The organism is Treponema sp. R80B11-R83G3 (assembly GCF_054786115.1).
Map to the genome: position 1 here is coordinate 21,543 of NZ_BDHF01000010.1, position 18,588 is coordinate 40,130.

Consider the following 18,588-nt stretch of genomic DNA (forward strand, 5'->3'; position numbering starts at 1 on the left):
GGGAAGGAGGTGATTTAATTGGCGCACATTACAGTTGATGACAATGAGGTGCTGGAAAAAGCTATCAAACGTTTTAAGCGTATGGTAGAAAAAGAAGGCATCATCCGTGAATTCAAAAAGCGGGAGTACTATGAAAAACCTTCTACCATCCTCAACAGAAAAAAGAAAGCAAACGCCCGGAAGTTGGTAAAAAGAAACCGTAAAGGCAAAGGTGAGTATTAAGAGTTTTTTTCTCGAGAATTCTACCACGAACCCGCTAAAAAAACGCACGGCACAGCCGTGTAGATTAATAATGCCGCATAGCGTAGCACCAATAAATGCCGTCGTCTGCAATAAAGCAAGGTCACCTTTAGGTGACCGACAGTGCGACGAACCTTTGAGACGTATCTTTGTTGGTTCGTGGTTTGCCTTATTTTCAATAATTTTAGTTTTTTCCTCATGCGCGACAATTTCTCCTGTAAACTCGGCAAAAGATACCCCTTCCGTTTTTTCAACAGTCGAGAATATTAAGCCGCAGTGGCAGGTTTTCGCTAACGGCATTGATTATTTCCATGGAAAAATTTCCTCTCCCGCGCTTGAATTCTGGGCGCTGAAGATCGATCTTTCCGCGCAAGAACTCGACATTGTTGTTAAAGGCGGAGCGTTTAAAGGAAACCAAACTCTAAGCAAGAAAGTTTCCAATTTTGTGCGCGACAATAATCTTCTGGCGGGCATTAACTCCGTCCCTTTTGATATTGTCTCTTCAAAGGAAGGGAAGGTAATTCAAAACATGGGCATAGTAATTTCAAACGGTAAAATAACCGCGCCCGCCAACCCAAGCTATGACGCGCTTGTTTTTTACAAAGACGGCAAAGCCGCCATTGTCGCTCAATCCGCGATTACCTCTGTTGAAAACATAGAAAATGCCATAGGCGGCTTTCATCAAATATTAACTGGCGGCGAACTAGCGCAAAGAACGCATGACAAAAGAGCCAGGCATCCGCGAAGCGCTGCGGGAATTTCGCAAGACGGAAAATATCTGTACCTTGCGGTAATTGACGGCAGAAGAGCGGGAAGCGTCGGCGCGACTGAAGAAGAGACGGCTCTTCTTTTGCGCTCCCTAGGTTCATGGGAGGGATTAAACTTTGACGGCGGCGGCTCAACTGCCCTTGCAATGCGTTTTGCTGACGGCAAGATAAGAGTAGTGAATACCCCTATCCATGGCGGCATCCCGAAACAGGAACGCGCAGTAGCGGGCTGTCTTGGAGTGAGATAAGAAGTTTTTTCGTCTTTCTTATGAAGATTTATTTTTAAGTGTTGGGTTTTGGCGTGTTTGTCGGGGAACATACTACATTTGGCTTTTTTCTAAAAATAGTATATATTTGAATCGGGAAGCAAGAGAAGATAATGTTAGAAGAGCAGTTTGTCTTCAAAAATACGGCATTTAAGCATGGTATTGTTGAGGCGGATATTCGCCATGCTTTTGAACAGCGGCTATTTGATCATGCTTTGATCGGCGAGGAATATAAAAATCTGCTTATTGGGCTTGATCGTAATGGCAACCCGCTTGAAATTATGTATAATGTAATTGAAGGTGAAATCATCAATGTATTTCATGCGATGAAATGCCGTAATGCTTATAAGAAGTTTATAAATTAACAGTAGGAGCAAAGAAAATGACAGAAAAAGAAGCCGAAGATTTGGACGATTATTTCACCAAAAATACTATTATGCCTAACTTGAACAAACCGGGTTATTTTGCCCGCAAGTATGGTATGGCTGTTACTCTTGATCCTGAAACAACCAAAACTCTGACTAACTATGCGGAAAATGTTCACAAAACTCCAGCAGTAATTATCGCCGAAATGGTACGGGAACGTATCGCCGCCGCAGTATAATTAAGGAAGGCATTAATATATGACAAACACATTAACCACTATTTTTAACTCTCTCAAACAGGCGCAGGCGAAGCTGGCGGAACAGAACCGCGCGAGTAAAGACAAAGCTCTTGCCGCCGCAGCCACCGTAATTGACAGCGACAGGTCTGCCATTTTGCAGGCAAACGCACGCGATGTGGAACAGGCGCGGAAAAGCGGCATGAAGGAAAGCCTTGTTGACCGTCTGCTTCTTAACGACAAACGGATAGACGATATTATCGAAGGGATCGAAATTGTCATCAGACAGGAAGACCCGATTGGCAAAGTGCAGGCGGGGTGGACTCTTCCCAACGGATTGCAGATTGATAAGGTTACAGTCCCCCTCGGCGTTGCTGCCATTATCTACGAATCGCGTCCCAATGTTACGGTGGACTGCGCCGCCCTTGCGTACAAAGCGGGCTGCTCGATACTCTTACGCGGCTCTTCTTCGGCACTGGAATCCAACAAGGCGCTGGTTAAAGCTATCAAAGCGGGGCTGGAAAGCGGCGGCGGAATTGCGGACGCTGTAGCCCTTGCGGAATCCGGCAATAGAGAAGAAATTGACGAGATACTGAAAGCCCGAGGTTACATAGACGTAGTTCTTCCCCGTGGCGGGCATGAATTAATCCGACGTGTTGTAGAAAATGCGCGTATCCCCGTAATTGAGACGGGAGAGGGCAACTGCCACATTTACGTTGAGCCTAGCGCGGACATGAATAACGCAACAGAAATTATCGCCAACGCAAAATTGCAAAAACCCGGCGCATGTAACGCCGTTGAGACGATACTTGTTCACAAAGACGCTCTTTCCTCTCTTATGCCGAAAGTGGCGGCGGCTCTTGCGGGAAAATGCGAACTGCGTTGCGACAGAGAAGCAAAAGCCGCTATCGGTACTCCGCCCGCCGCCCTTGTTCTTAAAGATGCCGTTGAAGAAGACTGGGCGACCGAGTTTCTTGACTACATTCTCGCCGTAAAGACGGTTTCCTCCTGCGATGAGGCAATCACCCATATCAACAAGTACGGGACAAAACACTCGGAAGCGATCCTCACCAACGATTTAAAGTCTGCGAATGAATTCCGCTCAAGGGTGGACGCGGCGTGCGTATATGTCAACGCTTCAACACGCTTTACGGACGGCGGGCAATTCGGCTTTGGAGCGGAATTGGGAATCAGTACTCAAAAATTTCATGCAAGGGGACCGATGGGGCTTGAAGCCCTTACGACGATAAAGTACCTTATCAACGGCAGCGGGCAAATACGGGGTTAAAATGATTTCTAAACTTATCGCTGACGCGCGAAAAATAATTATTAAGATTGGCTCAAACACGCTTGCCGGCAGTAACGGAAAAATCAATTTGCAGTTTCTAACCGAGTTCGCGCAGCAGGTTGCGGCGCTTATGAAAAAGGGCAAGCAGATTGTTGTCGTTTCATCGGGAGCGCAGGTGGCGGGGCTTTCAACAATGGACAAGTGGGCGCGAAAAAAAGACATTCACTACAGGCAGGCGCTGTGCGCTGTCGGGCAGGTAGACCTTATGGGAGCGTGGAGCAAAGCGTTTGAACAACACGGCTTGCACATCGCGCAAATACTTTTAACACGCGATGATTTTAACGACTCAATCAGAACATTGAATATGCGCAACACTCTCTTTACTCTGGTAGACGAGGGCGTCATTCCCATCATCAACGAGAACGACACTGTCTCGGTAGAAGAAATTAAAATCGGCGACAATGACACTCTTGCCGCGCAATCGGCAATTCTTTGGAGCGCCGATCTGTTAATCCTTTTCAGCGACATTGACGGTTTATATGACAAAAATCCCAAAGAGCATAACGATGCCGTTCTTGTTGAAGAAGTGCGTGACATTGACGAAGCGCAAAAAAATATTAGCATCGGGTCGGCAAATGATTTTGGCACTGGCGGCATCGCTACCAAACTTGACGCCGCAAAACTGGCTTTAAGCTACGGTATTTCTACGATTCTTGCAAATGGGGGGAAGATTCGCAGTCTTGAAAATCTTGCGGCGGGTGGGCAAAAGGGAACGGTATTTTTAGGGAGTGGGGAGATTAATGAGCAGTGAAAAGTGAGCAGTGAGCAATGAAGATAGTTGTTAGCAAGCATAGCGTGTAGAAAACATGCAAAGATTACGAACAACTATCACTGCTCACTGCTCCCTACTCCCCTCAGTCTTGACAGTGTCTCATTTCTAGATTATAATTATAATAAATATAAAAAGTAATATGTTCGGAGGAAAGCGCATGAGAAAAATAATAACAATTTGTTTATTGGCGTTTCTCGTGGCAAGTGTGTTGTTTGTAGGCTGCAAACGGGAGAAAAAGGCGAGGACATTCGGCTTCACCTGTTTTTGGCTTGGTAATCCGTTTTTTGCCATTCTGGAGAAAACAGTCCGCGAAGAAGTGGAGAAGAACGGCGATACGCTGATTACAGTTGATCCTAACAGGGATATCGTAACGCAGATCAGCCAGATCGATGATCTGATCTCCATGGGAATCGACGCTCTTTTTCTCAATCCTATTGATCTGGAAGCGATCAAGCCGGCGCTGGTTTCCCTTAACAATGCCAATATCCCTGTAATTAACTTTGACTCAGAAGTGAAGGATATAAATTTGGTAGCCGCTTACGTGGGTTCTGACAACTATAACGCGGGTTATATCTGCGGTCTTGACATGGTAAAACGTTTACCTAACGGCGGTCCCATCGCCATTTTTGATTCCCCTGCCAGACTCTCGACTCGCAGGCGCATCGACGGTTTTAATTATGCCATCATGGGGAAAGGTTTTACCATAGTGTTTCTGAGGGACGCGCAGGGCAATGGTTCCCTGTCTAAGCTTTATACCGAAGAGATGCTCAAATCCAATCCCGAAGTAGTCGCCATCATGAGCGGCAATGACCTTGTGGCGCTAGCCGCTTATGCCGCCTGCCAAGCCGCAGGCCGCACCGACATCCTCATATATGGCGTTGACGGATCACCCGCAGCCAAAGCCGAAATAGCAAAGCGCGGGCAGTTTGCCGGCACAGGCGCGCAAAGCCCAATATCCATCGCAAAGGAATCAGTTGTGGTAGCGTATAAGATTTTGAACAAGCAATCTTACGAAAAGCAAATTCCGGTTAAGACATTTATAATCAATCAGGAAAACATTGACCAGTACAATATCGACAGCTGGCAATAATTTCCAAGCCGCGTGTTAAAGCCGGCAAACCATAGGGCGTTATTCTTAGGAATTCTTATTATAATTTTGAATAATATCCGCGACTTCCTCAAATTCACTATGTAGCAAATGTTCAGTAACGGCGTTAAGCAGTTCTTTTGTTGAACGCGACCATGCTTTTTCCCGCAATTCGCCCAGCGCGTTTTTTGCGGTTTTTTTATCGTAGTTTGTGCAAGCATTCTGAATAACCAGAAGCTTTTCCTTTAGAAACGTCTTATCTTCATCTTCGTCCGGCACGTCATTATTTCCGGAATTTTCAATGGATTTTAATTTATTTAATATTTCACGCAACGAATTCAAAAATGACGGAGTTTCAGCAATCATTAAACCGGTGTCCTGGTCACGCCCCGCCTGTTCCAGTTTGGAAGCAAAGCTTGAAAGTTCTGTTTCTTTAATATTCGCAAGAGCGCTTTTCATTGCGTGAACATTGACAATATACGTTTGTATGTCGTCGCTATTCCATGTATCGCGTTTGTTGTACAGCGTTTCCAATTCAGATACAGCTTTTTCCGCGTCTTTTGCAAAAAATATTTTTAACTGCGAATCAACGGCCTCTATTTTTGTTTTTTCATCTTCTTTTTTCAAATCAGAAGCAGCTTTTTGTTGGCGTGCCGCTTCTATAACCTCAGGCGTTTGTTTGTCACGGACAAATTTGTTCAGTGCGGCGTTTAATTGGCGAACGTCTATAGGCTTGGAAATAAAGTCGTCAAAACCGTTTTCCAGAAACATTTCCTTCTGCCCCATAAGAGCGTTTGCCGTTAACGCGACAATAGTACCTTTATACCCCATGTCGCGCAAGGTTTTTGTTGTTTTAATGCCGTCCATTACCGGCATCATGTGATCCATGAAAATAACATCATAAACATCGCCATTCTTAATTTTTTCTATCGCCTTAAATCCGCTTGTTACCGTGTCTATTTTTAATTCATAAGAAGCCATAAGCCCTTTGGCGACATATAAATTAGATTCAACGTCATCTACAATAAGAACCCTACCATAAGGCATAGGCTCACGGATTATCCTAGCTTTTTTCGTTTTGGACGCGCTGTTTATATGGAAGTGTTGCAGACTCTCCGCCAATTCTTTGCCAACCATGCCGGATACGCCAATGCCGACATTTCTTTGAGGCAGCCGCACGGTAACCGTTGTTCCCTTGCCCGGTTTACTTTCCACAGAAATATTGCCGTACATTAACTGCACCAGATTCCGCGTAATATTCATTCCTAAACCTGTTCCTTCTGTTGTGCGGTTGGCTTCCATATTAAAGCGGGAATACTCAGTGCCAAGCATACGCACCTGCTCCGTCGTCATACCCTGTCCTGTGTCGCTTATATGGAAAACAAGAGTTACATGGACGCCTCCTCCTCTGGCTAAATATTCGGCGGTAATCGAAAGCGAAACTTCGCCGCTTTCAGTATACTTGAAGGCGTTGGAAAGAAGATTGTTTAAAATTTGCTTTATCCGCAGTTCGTCTCCAATCAGTTCAAGCGGGACATTTTCATCTACAAACAGCTTAAATTCAATCGGCTTACTTTCAAACCGCAACAGGTTCAACTGTACAGTATCATTGATCAAACTGGGAACATCGTATCTTGCGGGCATTATTTCCAGCTTGCCCGCTTCTATTTTGGACATATCAAGTATGTCGTTAATAATTCCAATAAGCAAATCGCCTGAATTGTTGATTTTATACAGCGCATCCTTGAATTTTTGCGGAAGCGTTTCATCTTGCAGTTGAATTTCAGTAATGCCCAAAATCGCGTTCATTGGCGTGCGAATTTCATGGCTCATTGTCGCAAGAAAATTACTTTTATACTGGTTCTTTAAATCAGATTTTGTTTTAGCTACGGCAATGCGAATAAGTATGATGCTTAAAATAAGCGCCAGCGCCGTACCAATAGCGGCAAGGACCAGCCCCATACGTCTAATTTCACGGTAATACTGGTTAACAGGCGCTATAAGGCTGATATACCAGCCGGTTATTAGTTTCCTTGAATAAACGACGGACACCTGTCCCTTGTAATTGACCGCCGTACTTTTAGGAATGTAATTTCCGCTGGATCCAAGGTAACTGGCAAGGTGTATTGCCAGTCCGCTGTTCACGTTCTGCAACTGTTTGCCTATTAAATACATATCAGGATGGGCGATGAGTACCAAATTTTCATCCAACAGTATTCCATAACCATCCTCGACTATCTGCATTGCGGTAACATAATTTATGATGATGTCAATCGGGACATCAAGAGCGATAGTCGCCAGAGGTTTGCCCTCATTAAGAATCTGCCGTGAGTATGTAAGCACATAACTGCGTATACGCGCGTTGAAATATGGCGCCGAGAAGGTAACTTTTCCATTTGCTTCAACGGCAGCTTTGTACCATGGGCTTTCTATCGGATTACTATCCCCGGTTGGCGCCCATTCCCCATTATTTAACTGCATACCGTTGTAAATATTAAAATAGCCGTACATTCTGTTTATGCTCAACTTTCGCTTTTCATATTTGATTACATTAGGGGTCATTTCTTTTATATAGCTTTGGATCATATTGGCGTTATAACCGTTGATTATCATATTCCTTATGGATTGCGACATGCTTTGCAGGAGTTTTTCCGGTTCCTGCAGGTCGCTTTCGACGCTGGTCTGCATAAAATCAAGCGCATTATTGACTTCTCCCTCCAGACGCGCCAACATCAATCTTTCCATGTAGAAATAGCTTGAGATAACCATCACCGTGAAGGCAAGAAAAACAAGTAATACCTGCCAGTATATAGCTGCGACTGCTCTATTTTTTTTCATAAAAACCTTGATTCCAAAATTACATTTCCATGTTGTTTTAAGAATATATCACCTTTCTTAAAATTTTACTCTGGAATTGTTCAGTTGGCAAGAAAAAACGGTTTTTAATCGGTGTTTTTTGCTATTTATTCTCAGCTTCTTCTTTTTTAGCTTCGGCGCGATCTTTCATGTCGGCAATGCCGATGAAAATGGCGATTAGGCCGATTAAAACCGCTATGACGGGAAGCCCGCCGCGCAGAAAAGCCAGTACGTCATTTCCCCAGCCAAGTCCAAAACCCAACGCCTCAGGCGGTAATACGGCAAAAACTGCGGCGGCGACAATCACAAGTCCTAAAATTACAGATTTCATTTTCTCCTCCAAAATGTCCGGTTAATTATTCTTAGATTGTTTATATACCATTATTGCAAACGCGGCAATAAAAAAAATCATGCGCACGGAAGGAAGCATTAGCGAAAATAGTGGAATTGATCCGAATATTATGAATTCTTGTCCGGCAATTCCGAATATTTTTAAAATTGAATACACAGTTTCAATATAAGCGACAATTGCGCCAAAAATAACAAGCATCCATGCCGCGTCTCTTGTTTTTGGCCAGAGTAAAATAGCCAAGAAAGCCGCTGACGCTCCAAGAATAAGCTGGCTTAGAATATAGATTGTCTGTCCGGTATCCATAAAAGTTACCTGCGCTCCGGCATAAGCCTTAAGTCTTTAACTGTTCAACCGCAAAAATTGCCGTTTCTTTTAACCCGTTCAAATTTTCACATTTTAAAACAGCTAATTGAAAAATCGCGGATTCTATAAAACTGTAAAGATAATTTTTTGTCTTTTTTATATTTGTATTTTTAAGTTCTCCCAATTTTATGCCGTCAATCACAATTGTCAGTAAAACATGCTGAAGTTTTACAGTTCTGCGCCGTACCCGCGCTTGCGGACTAATTTCTTTTTTTGAAACATGTAAAAGATAATCAAGAATAACTAAAAGAAGCTGCCGGTTTTGTTCCGCCAGTTTAAATACGGTAAAAAGCACTCTGATAATTTTATCAGGACTGCTTAAGGACTTGTCGGCGCGAATTGAATTAATGTTTTCTTCAACGTTTAATAAAAGCTGTTTAATGCTGTAATTAAAAATTTCTTTTTTATTCTTAAAATAGAGATACAGTATTGTTCTAGTTATTCCGCACTTATCCGCTATCTTTTGATAAGTAGCGTTTTCAAACCCCTCGTCCTTAAAAACCGCAAGGGCTTTTTCCAAGATTTTCTTTTTCCTTTTTTCATGCTCTACCGGTGTAGCCATTTTCTCTCTCCTATACTATTCTATAATACATCATATTGATAAAAAAAGGAAGGAATTGCGCCATTACTTATTTCACGGCATGAATCAGCTTTTTTACCGTAAAAACTTTCAAACCCGCTATGATCAGTTATCACAGCCAGCTTCCAACCGGAAAAACGGCTAACAAGCCCCGACATATTCTTGTAGGTTTCTTCTGCAACTGATTGATCTCCAAGCCGTTTTCCGTAAGGAGGATTTGTTATTATAAAACCTGCGTCCTCATACGGAGACTGCGCCTGCGCCATCGGAAGAACTTTTAATTCTATTCCTAAAGATTTTTCCGTTGAACGGATACCCCGCTGAGGTTCTCTGCCCTCCGCAATGTCACGCAGACGCGCCGCGTTAGATGACGCGATGGATATTGATCGCAGGTCTTCGTCACTGCCCGCTATTCTGACAAGCCGCCCCCCGTCCGCGCCGCTGAAATTTATTTTTGCGCGAAACTCATCGCGTACCTGTTGTTCAATTTTTGAGTCCGCTATCAACATATCCTGAATGGCAAAGCGTCTGCCTAATCCCGGAGCTATATCCCACGCGTACATTACTGCTTCAATCAAAATTGTGCCGGAACCGCAAAATGGATCGTAAAGCGGAAACTTTCTTTTCCAGCCTGATAACAGCAATATAGAAGCCGCAGTTGTCTCCCTCAGCGGCGCAACGCCGCCTTCGCTCCTGTAACCTCTTTTAAAAAGCGGCTCTCCGCTTAAATCCACAAGGAGGGATACCACGTCTTTTTCTATATATACGCGCACTTCAGCAATTTTTACAGGAGTGTCTTCACCTTTGCGTGACATCAGTTTTTCAGGGAGACGGCTGACTTTATGTTTTTCGCAAAGACGCTGCGCCGCCGCTTTATGAACGATTGCCTGTATGCTTGTTTCCGCTTTTAATTGAGAGCGGTTTGTGCGCACTTTTGCGACTTTAAGCCCCATACCTTTAGGCACTAGCCGCTCCCATTCCGCTGCTGCGGCGCCCTCAAAAAGAGCGTCAAAATCTGCCGCCTTAAAAGAGGCAATTTCAAGAAGTACTCTATCGGCGGCGCGAAGACCGATCAACGCTTTGTACAAACCTTTTTTATCAGCCTTAAACCTTACTCTGCCGTAAAGAGAATCTTCTACTTTAAGGCACGGAGTTCCGTTTTTATTACTGTCCTTATCCGCTAATTTTCGCAATTCATTTGATACGACTTTTTCCGCGCCTACCGCGCATAAAGCTACTACAGTTTCTGTTTTTTCCATGTTAAGCATTATATCACATTGCCCGGATAGTTTTTTTAAGATATATTAACAATATGCCTGATTTTTTACTGCGTCTGAAACAGGCGGCGGTATTGTCGTTATTCTTCCTCACATTCATTCCCGTAAATTCCGTTTTTGGAGACGTTTTACAATGGTCAATAACAGGAAACATTCTCTATTTTCCCGTCGATAACGGCGTTGACTCCGATCCCGCTCCAATTCTTCCTTCGCTGGGCGGCGCGTTGTCATTACAGATAGTCGGCCCTCTCAGGCTTGAATTAACAGAAGATATTTATTTTACAAATTACGAGTACAATTCCGCGCTTGGCTATCCTATGGCGTGTAACCCCGAAAACCGTTCCGCTCTTGTTATTGGTTTTGTCACCGCCATTCAGTTTACAGGTAATTTCTCTCTTGGCGATAAGGGCGCGGCTTTTCGCGTCTACGCCGGTCCTGCGGCGGATTTGCGCGTTGTCGCTTTGGCAATAGGACTAAATCATCCCGCTGATTTTACAGGCGACATTAAAACGGACGCTCAATTACAGACGGACGCTATCCGCGATTATTTTTGGAGTGACGCGCGCTGGTTTATGCCTGTAGCCGGAATAGGAATGGATTTTCCCATTAACGAAAGATTTTTGCTTGGTTTTGATTTACGCGCATGGTTTCCCGTGTACAAGTATTGGACAGATGAAAATCTTCCCGCGATTGACGGTTGGCGTTTTGGAGCGGGTATTCGCATAACGCCGCGTGGGTAATACGATGTATGCCCAAAGAATTTATTCAGTACAGGCGGACAGGCTGCGCACGCCGTAAAAACTTCGTAAGAGTCCGCCTCGCACTGGCGGCCACCTAAAGGTGGCCTTGATTTTCTTGTTTATAGTATTCAGGGTGGCGGACGAGCCTAATACCGTTATGCGACATAGTATGCTCCCTATAGCGTTGTTACAACTAACGGCACTAGGCGTTTTGAGTGTCAGACACTAATTTTAGGCTATTCCCCTAGAGAAAAGCGGTGTCAGATACCCGTGCGTTACCGGCGTTGATTTTTTTGCAATGGGTTTTTTTGTAACTGTTTTCTTTACTGGTTTTTTGGTACTCATGGTACTTTCTCCTTTACTTAACAAAAATTTTTTAATCACATACCGTGATTATTTTACTTACCCCATATATCTAGTGTCGCCAATTTCTTGACGACACTATGAAATATCAATCATATTGTTACCATTTGTTATTATAAGACTATTATCGTTTAAATTAAAATTGCAGTATTGAGTCCAAAACATAGCACGCTCGGTATACGTTATTATTTTATTATCCATAATTGTTACTACTAATGCGCCGGTATTATATTTTGTTTCGATGACGATGTCAGATGAAAATGTAACTTTAATTTGTTTATCATTAAATATTGTAACGTTTTTAGAATTAAGTTTTATACTACTACCCATTCCATTACCATTATTCACAAGCCGAACAAAGTCATAAACGGCTTTTTCCGATTTACCCATACATTTACCTTTACCTTTAAAAATATTTTCGGTGTCATGATAAAATTCGTACATGACACCGTTTCTTTTACACTGTGACCTGTTATATACTTTCCCCCCTTTTTCCTTTGCGTTACTGTTTTGTCCATTTACTGTCTCTGGTACTATTGCGTGTGTACTTCCCCGCCTGTTTGCCGCTGTTGTTGTAGACCCCATCAAATTCATTATATACAATTACAGTTACACCTGCCCCGATGATAACGCTGGTCAGTTGGTTGGATCCAAACGCATTATTCCCAATGTAAGTAACACTGTTGGGGAAGGTAACACTAGTCAGCTTATTGCCGCAAAATGCGGCATCCCCGATGTTGGTAACGCCACTGCCGATAACAACGCTGGTCAGTTGGTTGCTGGAAAACGCCTCCGCCCCGATGGAGGTAACGCTGTTGGGGATGGTAATACTGGTCAGCTTGTTGCCGTTAAACGAGTTTTTCCCGATGGAGGTAACGCTGTTGGGGATGGTTACGCTTGTCAGTTGGTTGTTTTGAAACGCACTCACTCCTATGGAGGTAACGCCATTGCCAATGGTAACGCTAGTCAGTTGGTTGTTATTAAATCCGCTAAGATGAGTAACGCTGTTGGGGATTGTAATGCTGGTCAGTTGGTTTCTGGAAAACGCCTCCGCCCCGATGGAGGTAACGCTGTTGGGGATGGTAACGCTGGTCAGTTGGTTGCGGAAAAATGCATAATTCCCGATGGTAGTAACGTTGTTGCCAATGGTAACGCTGGTAAGTTGGTTGTCCCGAAACGCCTCCGCCCCGATGGAGGTAACGCTGTTGGGGATGGTAACGCTGGTCAGCTTGTTGCCGTAAAATGCGGTATCCCCGATGTTGGTAACGCCACTGCCGATAACAACGCTGGTCAGTTGGTTTCTGGAAAACGCCTCCGCCCCGATGGAGGTAACGCTGTTGGGGATGGTAATACTGGTCAGCTTGTTGCCTTGAAACGTACTCTCCCCGATAAAGGCAAGGCCCTCGGGCAGTTGTATACGGGTTATGCTTTTTTCTCTAAAAGCGCCGTAGATGCCTTTAACCGCTGTTCCGTCCAGTTCCGAAGGTATCTGAATTGCCTGTAACGTTCCTTTATATTCGGTAATAACCGCCCCGTATGTTGTCGGAATAAACGTATAATCCCTTTCCGTTTTATCGGAATACTTTACCGTATTGTCGTAGGTTCCGGCTTTTCTGTAGTTGCACATATAGTCGTAGTACGTATGAAGGTTAAAAACACTCCAGCCAATGTCAATTTCCTCTCCCAGAACAAGGGTTTTAATATCTTTGTTATTTTCAAACGCTTTATCGGCAATAGAACCGCCGCTGCCCACGGTAAGGCTGGTCAGCTTATTATTGGAAAACGCCAGTCCCATGATTGTAACCTTGTCGCCTACGGCAAGATCGGCTAACTGGTTATTGGCAAAGGCGCTTGCGCCGATGGTAACCCTGTCGCCTACGGTAAGGCTGGCTAACTGGTTGCCGGAAAAAGCGTTTTTACCAATGGTAACACCAGCGGGTATGGTAAGAGCCGTCAGTTTGTTGCTGGAAAATGAGTTGTCGCCGATAGTTTTAATGCTTGCGGGCAGGGTAAGGCCGGTAAGTTCCAGTCTTTCAAACACTTTGTCCGCTATTGCCGTTACGATAACACCGCCGATTTTTTCGGGAATGGCGATAACCTTGTCCCACCCTTCGTAGCCGGTAATGGTTCCTTTCCCGTCTGTCTTAAAGTCGCTTTCGTTTTGTGCGAATACTGCCGCACACAGTGCCGTACAGAGTAAGATTATGATTGCTGTCTTTTTCATGTAAAACTCCTTGCATTGATATGTAAAAAAGCCTTTGTATAAGGCGTTTTTTCAAAGTGGAAATGATGTAATGTGGTTGATTGAATAAATACTATTAGATAGTTGACACGATTTTTAAACAGTTGATATAGTTGCCTGTTGCCTGTTGCCTAGATCAGTGCTTAAAATTGCCTTCGGCAATTTTAAGCTTGGAGTTTTGGCTGTTTGTTTGTTCTTATTAGCCATGCGATTATTTTATAGTAATCTTTTAAGGTATGTCAATGTGAATCTAATTGTAAATGCCTTATTACCGTCTGACCACTAAAACACATAAATAGGACTTTTTCGATGATACTTTTTTTAATGTGTTTTAGTGGTCAGAATGTATGCCGAATAAATCCTTGAGTACAGTCAGGGCAGGGCTGCGTGTGGTGGAGAGGGGTACGGGGGCATTGCGGAGGGGATTTATGCCTTTTGAATGCCGTTATCGCTTCTTGGCGGGTGTTTCCTCATGTAGCGAAGCATGAAAAAAGCGGTAAAGCCAAGTACCGTCATTATAATAAATATTATTAAATGAAAAACCATATCACCCTCTGGGTGCGGCTGTCTCTTCCCGTTGCTTTTTTCCTTCAATCAGCCAAAACTTGACTACTGCGCCGTTGCCTTTCTTGGCGATATACTCGTCATAAAACGGCTGTCTTGACTCTCTGTCTATTGTTGTATCGAATATGACATTTGAAAGAAAATTAAGCCTGTCATTTTTGTTCTGCCTGACGGCAACAAACACAGCCAGAGCCAATCCCAAAACGCCGGTAAACGCCCCGACTAATGCCAATATACTTTCCATTTCGCCCTCCTGTCCCGCAAGGGTGAATTTAACTATAGCATACCGAAGTTCGGCTGGCAAGGAATAAAGCCGAAAAAAATTACAGGTTGAGGTTCTATGCCGCTATGTCTTTTAACTTAGAATCTTCCCTTTACCGCTATAAGATGTATGCCCAATAAAATCCTTGAGTACAGGGCAATCCGGCTATGCCGGATAGCACTGTACTGAATAAATTCTTTGGGCATACATCGTGTGGAGGAGAGGGGAAGAGAGGCACGAGGCTTATTTCCCCACCTGCGCCACCGCGTCCTTAATAGGCGTTAATCTGACATCTTCGCTGTCTGTGTATGCCGTTGTGGGAAGCTTTGTGTCTTTGCGCGGCGTAAGCGCTCCCGTAGGACAGGTGGAAACGCAAAGACCGCAGTTTGTGCAGTTTTTATCTTCACCTAACGGCAGGCTGAACGGCGGTTCTACCGTCGTGTCAAAACCGCGCCCTACAAAGCCAAATACGCCGCTTCCCGATTCAATGCAGATACGCACGCAGCGGGCGCACAGGATACACTTGTTTCTGTCTCTTACTATATACCGATGACTGTCGTCAATGGGGTGTGTTGTCTGCTCTCCGCTTAATGCGTCCTGATCCGCGCCATAGTCTGCCGCATACCGGCGCAGTTTGCACTCGTCTGCGTCTGCGCAACCGCAGGAAAGACATCTTGACGCTTCTATCTTTGCCTGTTCTTCGGTGAATCCCAATTCAACTTCTTTAAAATTATTGCTGCGCTGTTCTTTAGTAAGCATGGGCATTTGCACTTTTTCAATTTTTTCTACGCTGCTTCCTTTTTCATTTACAAAAGAAGCGGGATCAATATCTTTATAATCTTTTGCTTTAACATGATGATAAGGCTCTTTTTCCACGGCGATAGTTTCACCTAACATATACTGTGACATAGCCATAGCCGCTTTTTTGCCGCCGGCTATAGCCATGATGGCGGTCTTTGGCCCTGTTACTCCGTCACCTGCGGCAAACACGCCGTCAATGCCGGTCATGCTGGTATTTTTGTCTATAACTAAACAATCGCGGTTAGTTGAAACATTACATTCGTTATTTATAAAAGACAAATCCTGAGTTTGCCCAATGGCGGAAATTACATAGTCAACTTCGATATTGTACTCCGATCCGGCAATGGTGCGCGGCGATCTTCTGCCGGAGGCGTCGCTTTCGCCAAGTTCCATTTTGGTAAGTTTCATCGTCACCTTACCGCCGCTCTCGGATACGCTTAACGGATTATTCAACACTAAAAATTCAATGCCCTCTAATTGGGCTTCTTCAATTTCCGCTTCATCGGCGGGCATTTCCGCGATTGTTCTGCGGTAAACAAGTTTGACATTTTCAGCGCCAAGACGGATTGCTGTTCTTACGCAGTCCATCGCGGTATTGCCGCCGCCGACAACGGCGATTTTTTTACCGTTAAAGTCGGGCTGTTTGCCCCTTGTAACGGAGCCGAGGAAATCAACGCCGATTAATACATGGGGGCAGTTGCTTTCGCCGTCAACACCTAACGGATACCCTTTTTGCGAACCAATCGCCAGAAGAATTGCGTTAAAACCGTCGGCGTATAAACTTTTTACGGTAATGTCTTTGCCGAATTCCTTGTTGTAAATAATTTCTACGCCAAGCGATTTAATAACGTTTATTTCTTCATCAAGCGTTTCACACGGCAAGCGATAGGAGGGGATCCCGTAACGCAACATTCCGCCGGGATTCTCCTGCCTTTCGTAAATTGTTACGCTGTGACCTTCCTGCGCCAGAAACCAAGCCGCAGTTAAACCTGCGGGTCCCGCGCCGATAATAGCCGCTTTTTTTCCGGTAGCGGATTTTTTTGGTGGAAGGTAGGGAGCGTCTTTATTTAAATCAATGTCGGCGGCAAAGCGTTCTAAATTCGCGATGCCGATTTTGCCTTCAAAAATATTTCTTCTGCCTTTTTTTTCGCACGGTCTTGGACAAATTCTTCCGCAAACAACGGGCAGGGGATTTGTCTGCTTAATCAACTCTAACGCTTCATCGTATCTGCCGTTAGTGATATGGTAGATATAACCTTGAACGTCGGTATGGGCGGGACATTCCAAGACACAGGGAGCGGTACAGTCGCCGTAATGCTGGGAGAGCAAAAGTTCAAGACAGGTTTTTCTTGATGTTTTTATCGCGTCAGATTCTGTGGTAATGACCATGCCGTCCCTAACCTGCGCTCCGCAGGAGAGCGGCACGCCCCGTTCCCCTTGAATCTCTACTCTGCAGATCATGCACGAACCGAACGGTTTTAAGCGCGGATCATGGCACAGTGTTGGAATAATGACGCCGTTTTCTTTGCAAGCGTCCAAAACCGATTGATCGCTTTTTGCTTCGCATTTTTTTCCGTTAATCGTTATATTTAAATTCATGTTAAAACCTCAATCCACTAAAATAGCCTTAAACTTACATGCGGATTTGCATATTCCGCATTTTGTACATTTACTTTCGTCAATTGTGTGCTTTTCTTTTAACTTGCCGCTGATAGCGTTTACAGGGCATTTTTTCGCGCACAAGGTGCAGCCCGTACACTCATCCGTTATCTGAAACTTAATAAGCGCTTTACAATGATGAGTTGGGCATTTTTTATCTCTTATGTGTGCGATGTACTCATCTTTGAAATAACGTATCGTTGTAAGCACGGGATTTGGAGCGGTTTGTCCCAGCCCGCATAAAGAGTTTGTTTTTATTTGATGGGCAAGCATCTCCAGTTTTTCCACATCGCCGTCTTTGCCCTTGCCGCTTGTAATTCTTTCCAGTATTTCCAACATCCGTTTTGTGCCAATCTTGCAGAAAGTGCATTTGCCGCACGACTCGGACTGCGTAAAATTTAAAAAGTACCGCGCAATATCAACCATGCAGTTGTCTTCGTCCATGACAATCATGCCGCCGGAACCCATGATAGCCCCTGTTTCAGCTAACGGCGCATAATCAATAATCGTGTCCATTTTGCTTGCCGGAATACAACCGCCGGAAGGGCCGCCCATTTGAACCGCTTTAAACGCCTTGCCCGATTTGGTTCCGCCGCCTATGTCCATGACTACTTCTTTAATAGTCATTCCAATCGGTATTTCTACCAATCCGCCCTTTTTAATTTTTCCGGCTAACGCAAACACTTTTGTGCCCTTGCTTTGCTCCGTTCCAAAGGCGGCAAAAGCGGCGTATCCTTTTCTAATTATCCAGCCGATGTTTGCCAATGTCTCAACATTGTTGATGTTAGACGGTTTTCCAAAAAGCCCTCGGACTGCTGGGAATGGCGGGCGTATACGAGGCATACCTCGGTGTCCTTCGATGGATTCAATCAGAGCGGTTTCTTCGCCGCAGACAAACGCGCCCGCCCCTTCTTTAATGTGCAAATTAAATTTTAAACCTGTGCCTAAAATGTTATTGCCTAAATAGCCGCGCTCTTCCGCCTGCTTGATGGCTATTTTTAACCTGCGAATGGCGATGGGATATTCGGCACGCGCGTAAACGTAGCCTTCTGTCGCGCCAATCGCGTAACCGCCGATAATTCGCCCTTCGATTACGCTGTAGTGATCGCACTCAAGAACGCTTCTGTCCATGAACGCTCCCGGGTCTCCCTCGTCAGCGTTGCAGATAATGTATTTTTGATCGGCTTTGCTATCCGCAGCAAATTTCCATTTTGTTCCGGTTGGGAAACCCGCGCCGCCTCTGCCTTTTAATCCCGATTTTTGCACTTCTTCAATTACCTGCGCCGGAGTCATGGTTTTAATCGCTTTTTCCAGTCCCTTGTAACCGTCCGTTTTTAAAAAATCGTCTATCGATTCAGGGTTTATATGACCGCAACGCATCAGAACAATTCTTTCTTGACGTGACATAAAATCTATTTCCGAGCCGCCACCTTTGAAATCTAAAACGA

Annotated in this window: 18 protein-coding genes; 8 read left to right on the top strand and 10 right to left on the bottom strand. The window is 44.5% G+C overall.

The window, feature by feature from the left end:
- The first annotated feature begins 18 nt into the window (after nt 1–18).
- The 7 genes from rpsU (at nt 19) to ACYVRH_RS02675 (ending at nt 5,084) form a co-directional block, all read left to right on the top strand.
- The gene (rpsU, locus tag ACYVRH_RS02645; protein WP_461255381.1) at nt 19–222 is read left to right on the top strand and encodes a 30S ribosomal protein S21; all 204 of its coding nucleotides are present in this window, start codon (nt 19–21) and stop codon (nt 220–222) included.
- 154 nt (nt 223–376) lie between these two features.
- The gene (locus ACYVRH_RS02650) at nt 377–1,255 is read left to right on the top strand and encodes a phosphodiester glycosidase family protein (RefSeq protein ID WP_461255382.1); all 879 of its coding nucleotides are present in this window, start codon (nt 377–379) and stop codon (nt 1,253–1,255) included.
- A 131-nt stretch (nt 1,256–1,386) separates the two neighbouring features.
- Complete coding sequence (locus tag ACYVRH_RS02655) at nt 1,387–1,638, top strand: hypothetical protein (RefSeq protein WP_461255383.1); 252 nt, start codon at nt 1,387–1,389, stop codon at nt 1,636–1,638.
- Between the two features lie 17 nt (nt 1,639–1,655).
- Complete coding sequence (locus ACYVRH_RS02660; RefSeq protein WP_461255384.1) at nt 1,656–1,877, top strand: hypothetical protein; 222 nt, start codon at nt 1,656–1,658, stop codon at nt 1,875–1,877.
- Nucleotides 1,878–1,896: 19 nt separating this feature from the next.
- Complete coding sequence (locus tag ACYVRH_RS02665) at nt 1,897–3,162, top strand: glutamate-5-semialdehyde dehydrogenase (RefSeq protein WP_461255385.1); 1,266 nt, start codon at nt 1,897–1,899, stop codon at nt 3,160–3,162.
- Between the two features lies 1 nt (nt 3,163).
- Nucleotides 3,164–3,973, top strand: coding sequence for a glutamate 5-kinase (proB, locus tag ACYVRH_RS02670; protein ID WP_461255386.1), 810 nt, complete (start codon nt 3,164–3,166; stop codon nt 3,971–3,973).
- Between the two features lie 178 nt (nt 3,974–4,151).
- Nucleotides 4,152–5,084 carry a substrate-binding domain-containing protein gene (locus tag ACYVRH_RS02675; RefSeq protein WP_461255387.1) on the top strand — a complete coding sequence of 311 codons (933 nt, stop codon included), beginning with the start codon at nt 4,152–4,154 and terminating at the stop codon, nt 5,082–5,084.
- A gap of 45 nt (nt 5,085–5,129) precedes the next feature.
- Here ACYVRH_RS02675 and ACYVRH_RS02680 read toward each other — a convergent pair whose 3' ends face one another.
- From ACYVRH_RS02680 to ACYVRH_RS02700, 5 genes are all read right to left on the bottom strand, one after another.
- A complete protein-coding gene (locus tag ACYVRH_RS02680) occupies nt 5,130–7,919 on the bottom strand; it encodes a hybrid sensor histidine kinase/response regulator (RefSeq protein ID WP_461255388.1) in 2,790 nt (929 codons plus the stop codon).
- A gap of 121 nt (nt 7,920–8,040) precedes the next feature.
- The gene (locus tag ACYVRH_RS02685) at nt 8,041–8,268 is read right to left on the bottom strand and encodes a hypothetical protein (RefSeq protein WP_461255389.1); all 228 of its coding nucleotides are present in this window, start codon (nt 8,266–8,268) and stop codon (nt 8,041–8,043) included.
- Between the two features lie 21 nt (nt 8,269–8,289).
- Nucleotides 8,290–8,592, bottom strand: a complete 303-nt coding sequence (locus ACYVRH_RS02690; RefSeq protein WP_461255390.1) for a hypothetical protein — start codon at nt 8,590–8,592, stop codon at nt 8,290–8,292.
- Nucleotides 8,593–8,620: 28 nt separating this feature from the next.
- Nucleotides 8,621–9,214 (bottom strand): TetR/AcrR family transcriptional regulator, encoded by a 594-nt coding sequence (locus ACYVRH_RS02695; RefSeq protein WP_461255391.1) that lies wholly within the window; start codon nt 9,212–9,214, stop codon nt 8,621–8,623.
- A gap of 20 nt (nt 9,215–9,234) precedes the next feature.
- Nucleotides 9,235–10,491: a THUMP domain-containing class I SAM-dependent RNA methyltransferase gene (locus ACYVRH_RS02700; RefSeq protein WP_461255392.1), complete on the bottom strand. Its 1,257-nt coding sequence runs from the start codon at nt 10,489–10,491 to the stop codon at nt 9,235–9,237.
- A gap of 53 nt (nt 10,492–10,544) precedes the next feature.
- Here ACYVRH_RS02700 and ACYVRH_RS02705 point away from each other — a divergent pair, with 53 nt between their 5' ends.
- Nucleotides 10,545–11,249 carry a hypothetical protein gene (locus tag ACYVRH_RS02705; protein WP_461255393.1) on the top strand — a complete coding sequence of 235 codons (705 nt, stop codon included), beginning with the start codon at nt 10,545–10,547 and terminating at the stop codon, nt 11,247–11,249.
- Between the two features lie 441 nt (nt 11,250–11,690).
- Here ACYVRH_RS02705 and ACYVRH_RS02710 read toward each other — a convergent pair whose 3' ends face one another.
- The 5 genes from ACYVRH_RS02710 to ACYVRH_RS02730 form a co-directional block, all read right to left on the bottom strand.
- Entirely contained in the window at nt 11,691–12,002 is a 312-nt protein-coding gene (locus tag ACYVRH_RS02710; RefSeq protein WP_461255394.1) for a hypothetical protein, read from the bottom strand.
- A 112-nt stretch (nt 12,003–12,114) separates the two neighbouring features.
- Nucleotides 12,115–13,836 (bottom strand): leucine-rich repeat domain-containing protein, encoded by a 1,722-nt coding sequence (locus ACYVRH_RS02715; protein WP_461255395.1) that lies wholly within the window; start codon nt 13,834–13,836, stop codon nt 12,115–12,117.
- Between the two features lie 565 nt (nt 13,837–14,401).
- Nucleotides 14,402–14,662, bottom strand: coding sequence for a hypothetical protein (locus ACYVRH_RS02720; RefSeq protein WP_461255396.1), 261 nt, complete (start codon nt 14,660–14,662; stop codon nt 14,402–14,404).
- Between the two features lie 261 nt (nt 14,663–14,923).
- The gene (locus ACYVRH_RS02725) at nt 14,924–17,080 is read right to left on the bottom strand and encodes an FAD-dependent oxidoreductase (RefSeq protein ID WP_461255397.1); all 2,157 of its coding nucleotides are present in this window, start codon (nt 17,078–17,080) and stop codon (nt 14,924–14,926) included.
- Between the two features lie 9 nt (nt 17,081–17,089).
- Nucleotides 17,090–18,588: NADH-ubiquinone oxidoreductase-F iron-sulfur binding region domain-containing protein (locus tag ACYVRH_RS02730; protein WP_461255398.1), on the bottom strand; the 1,499-nt coding region annotated here is incomplete at its 5' end.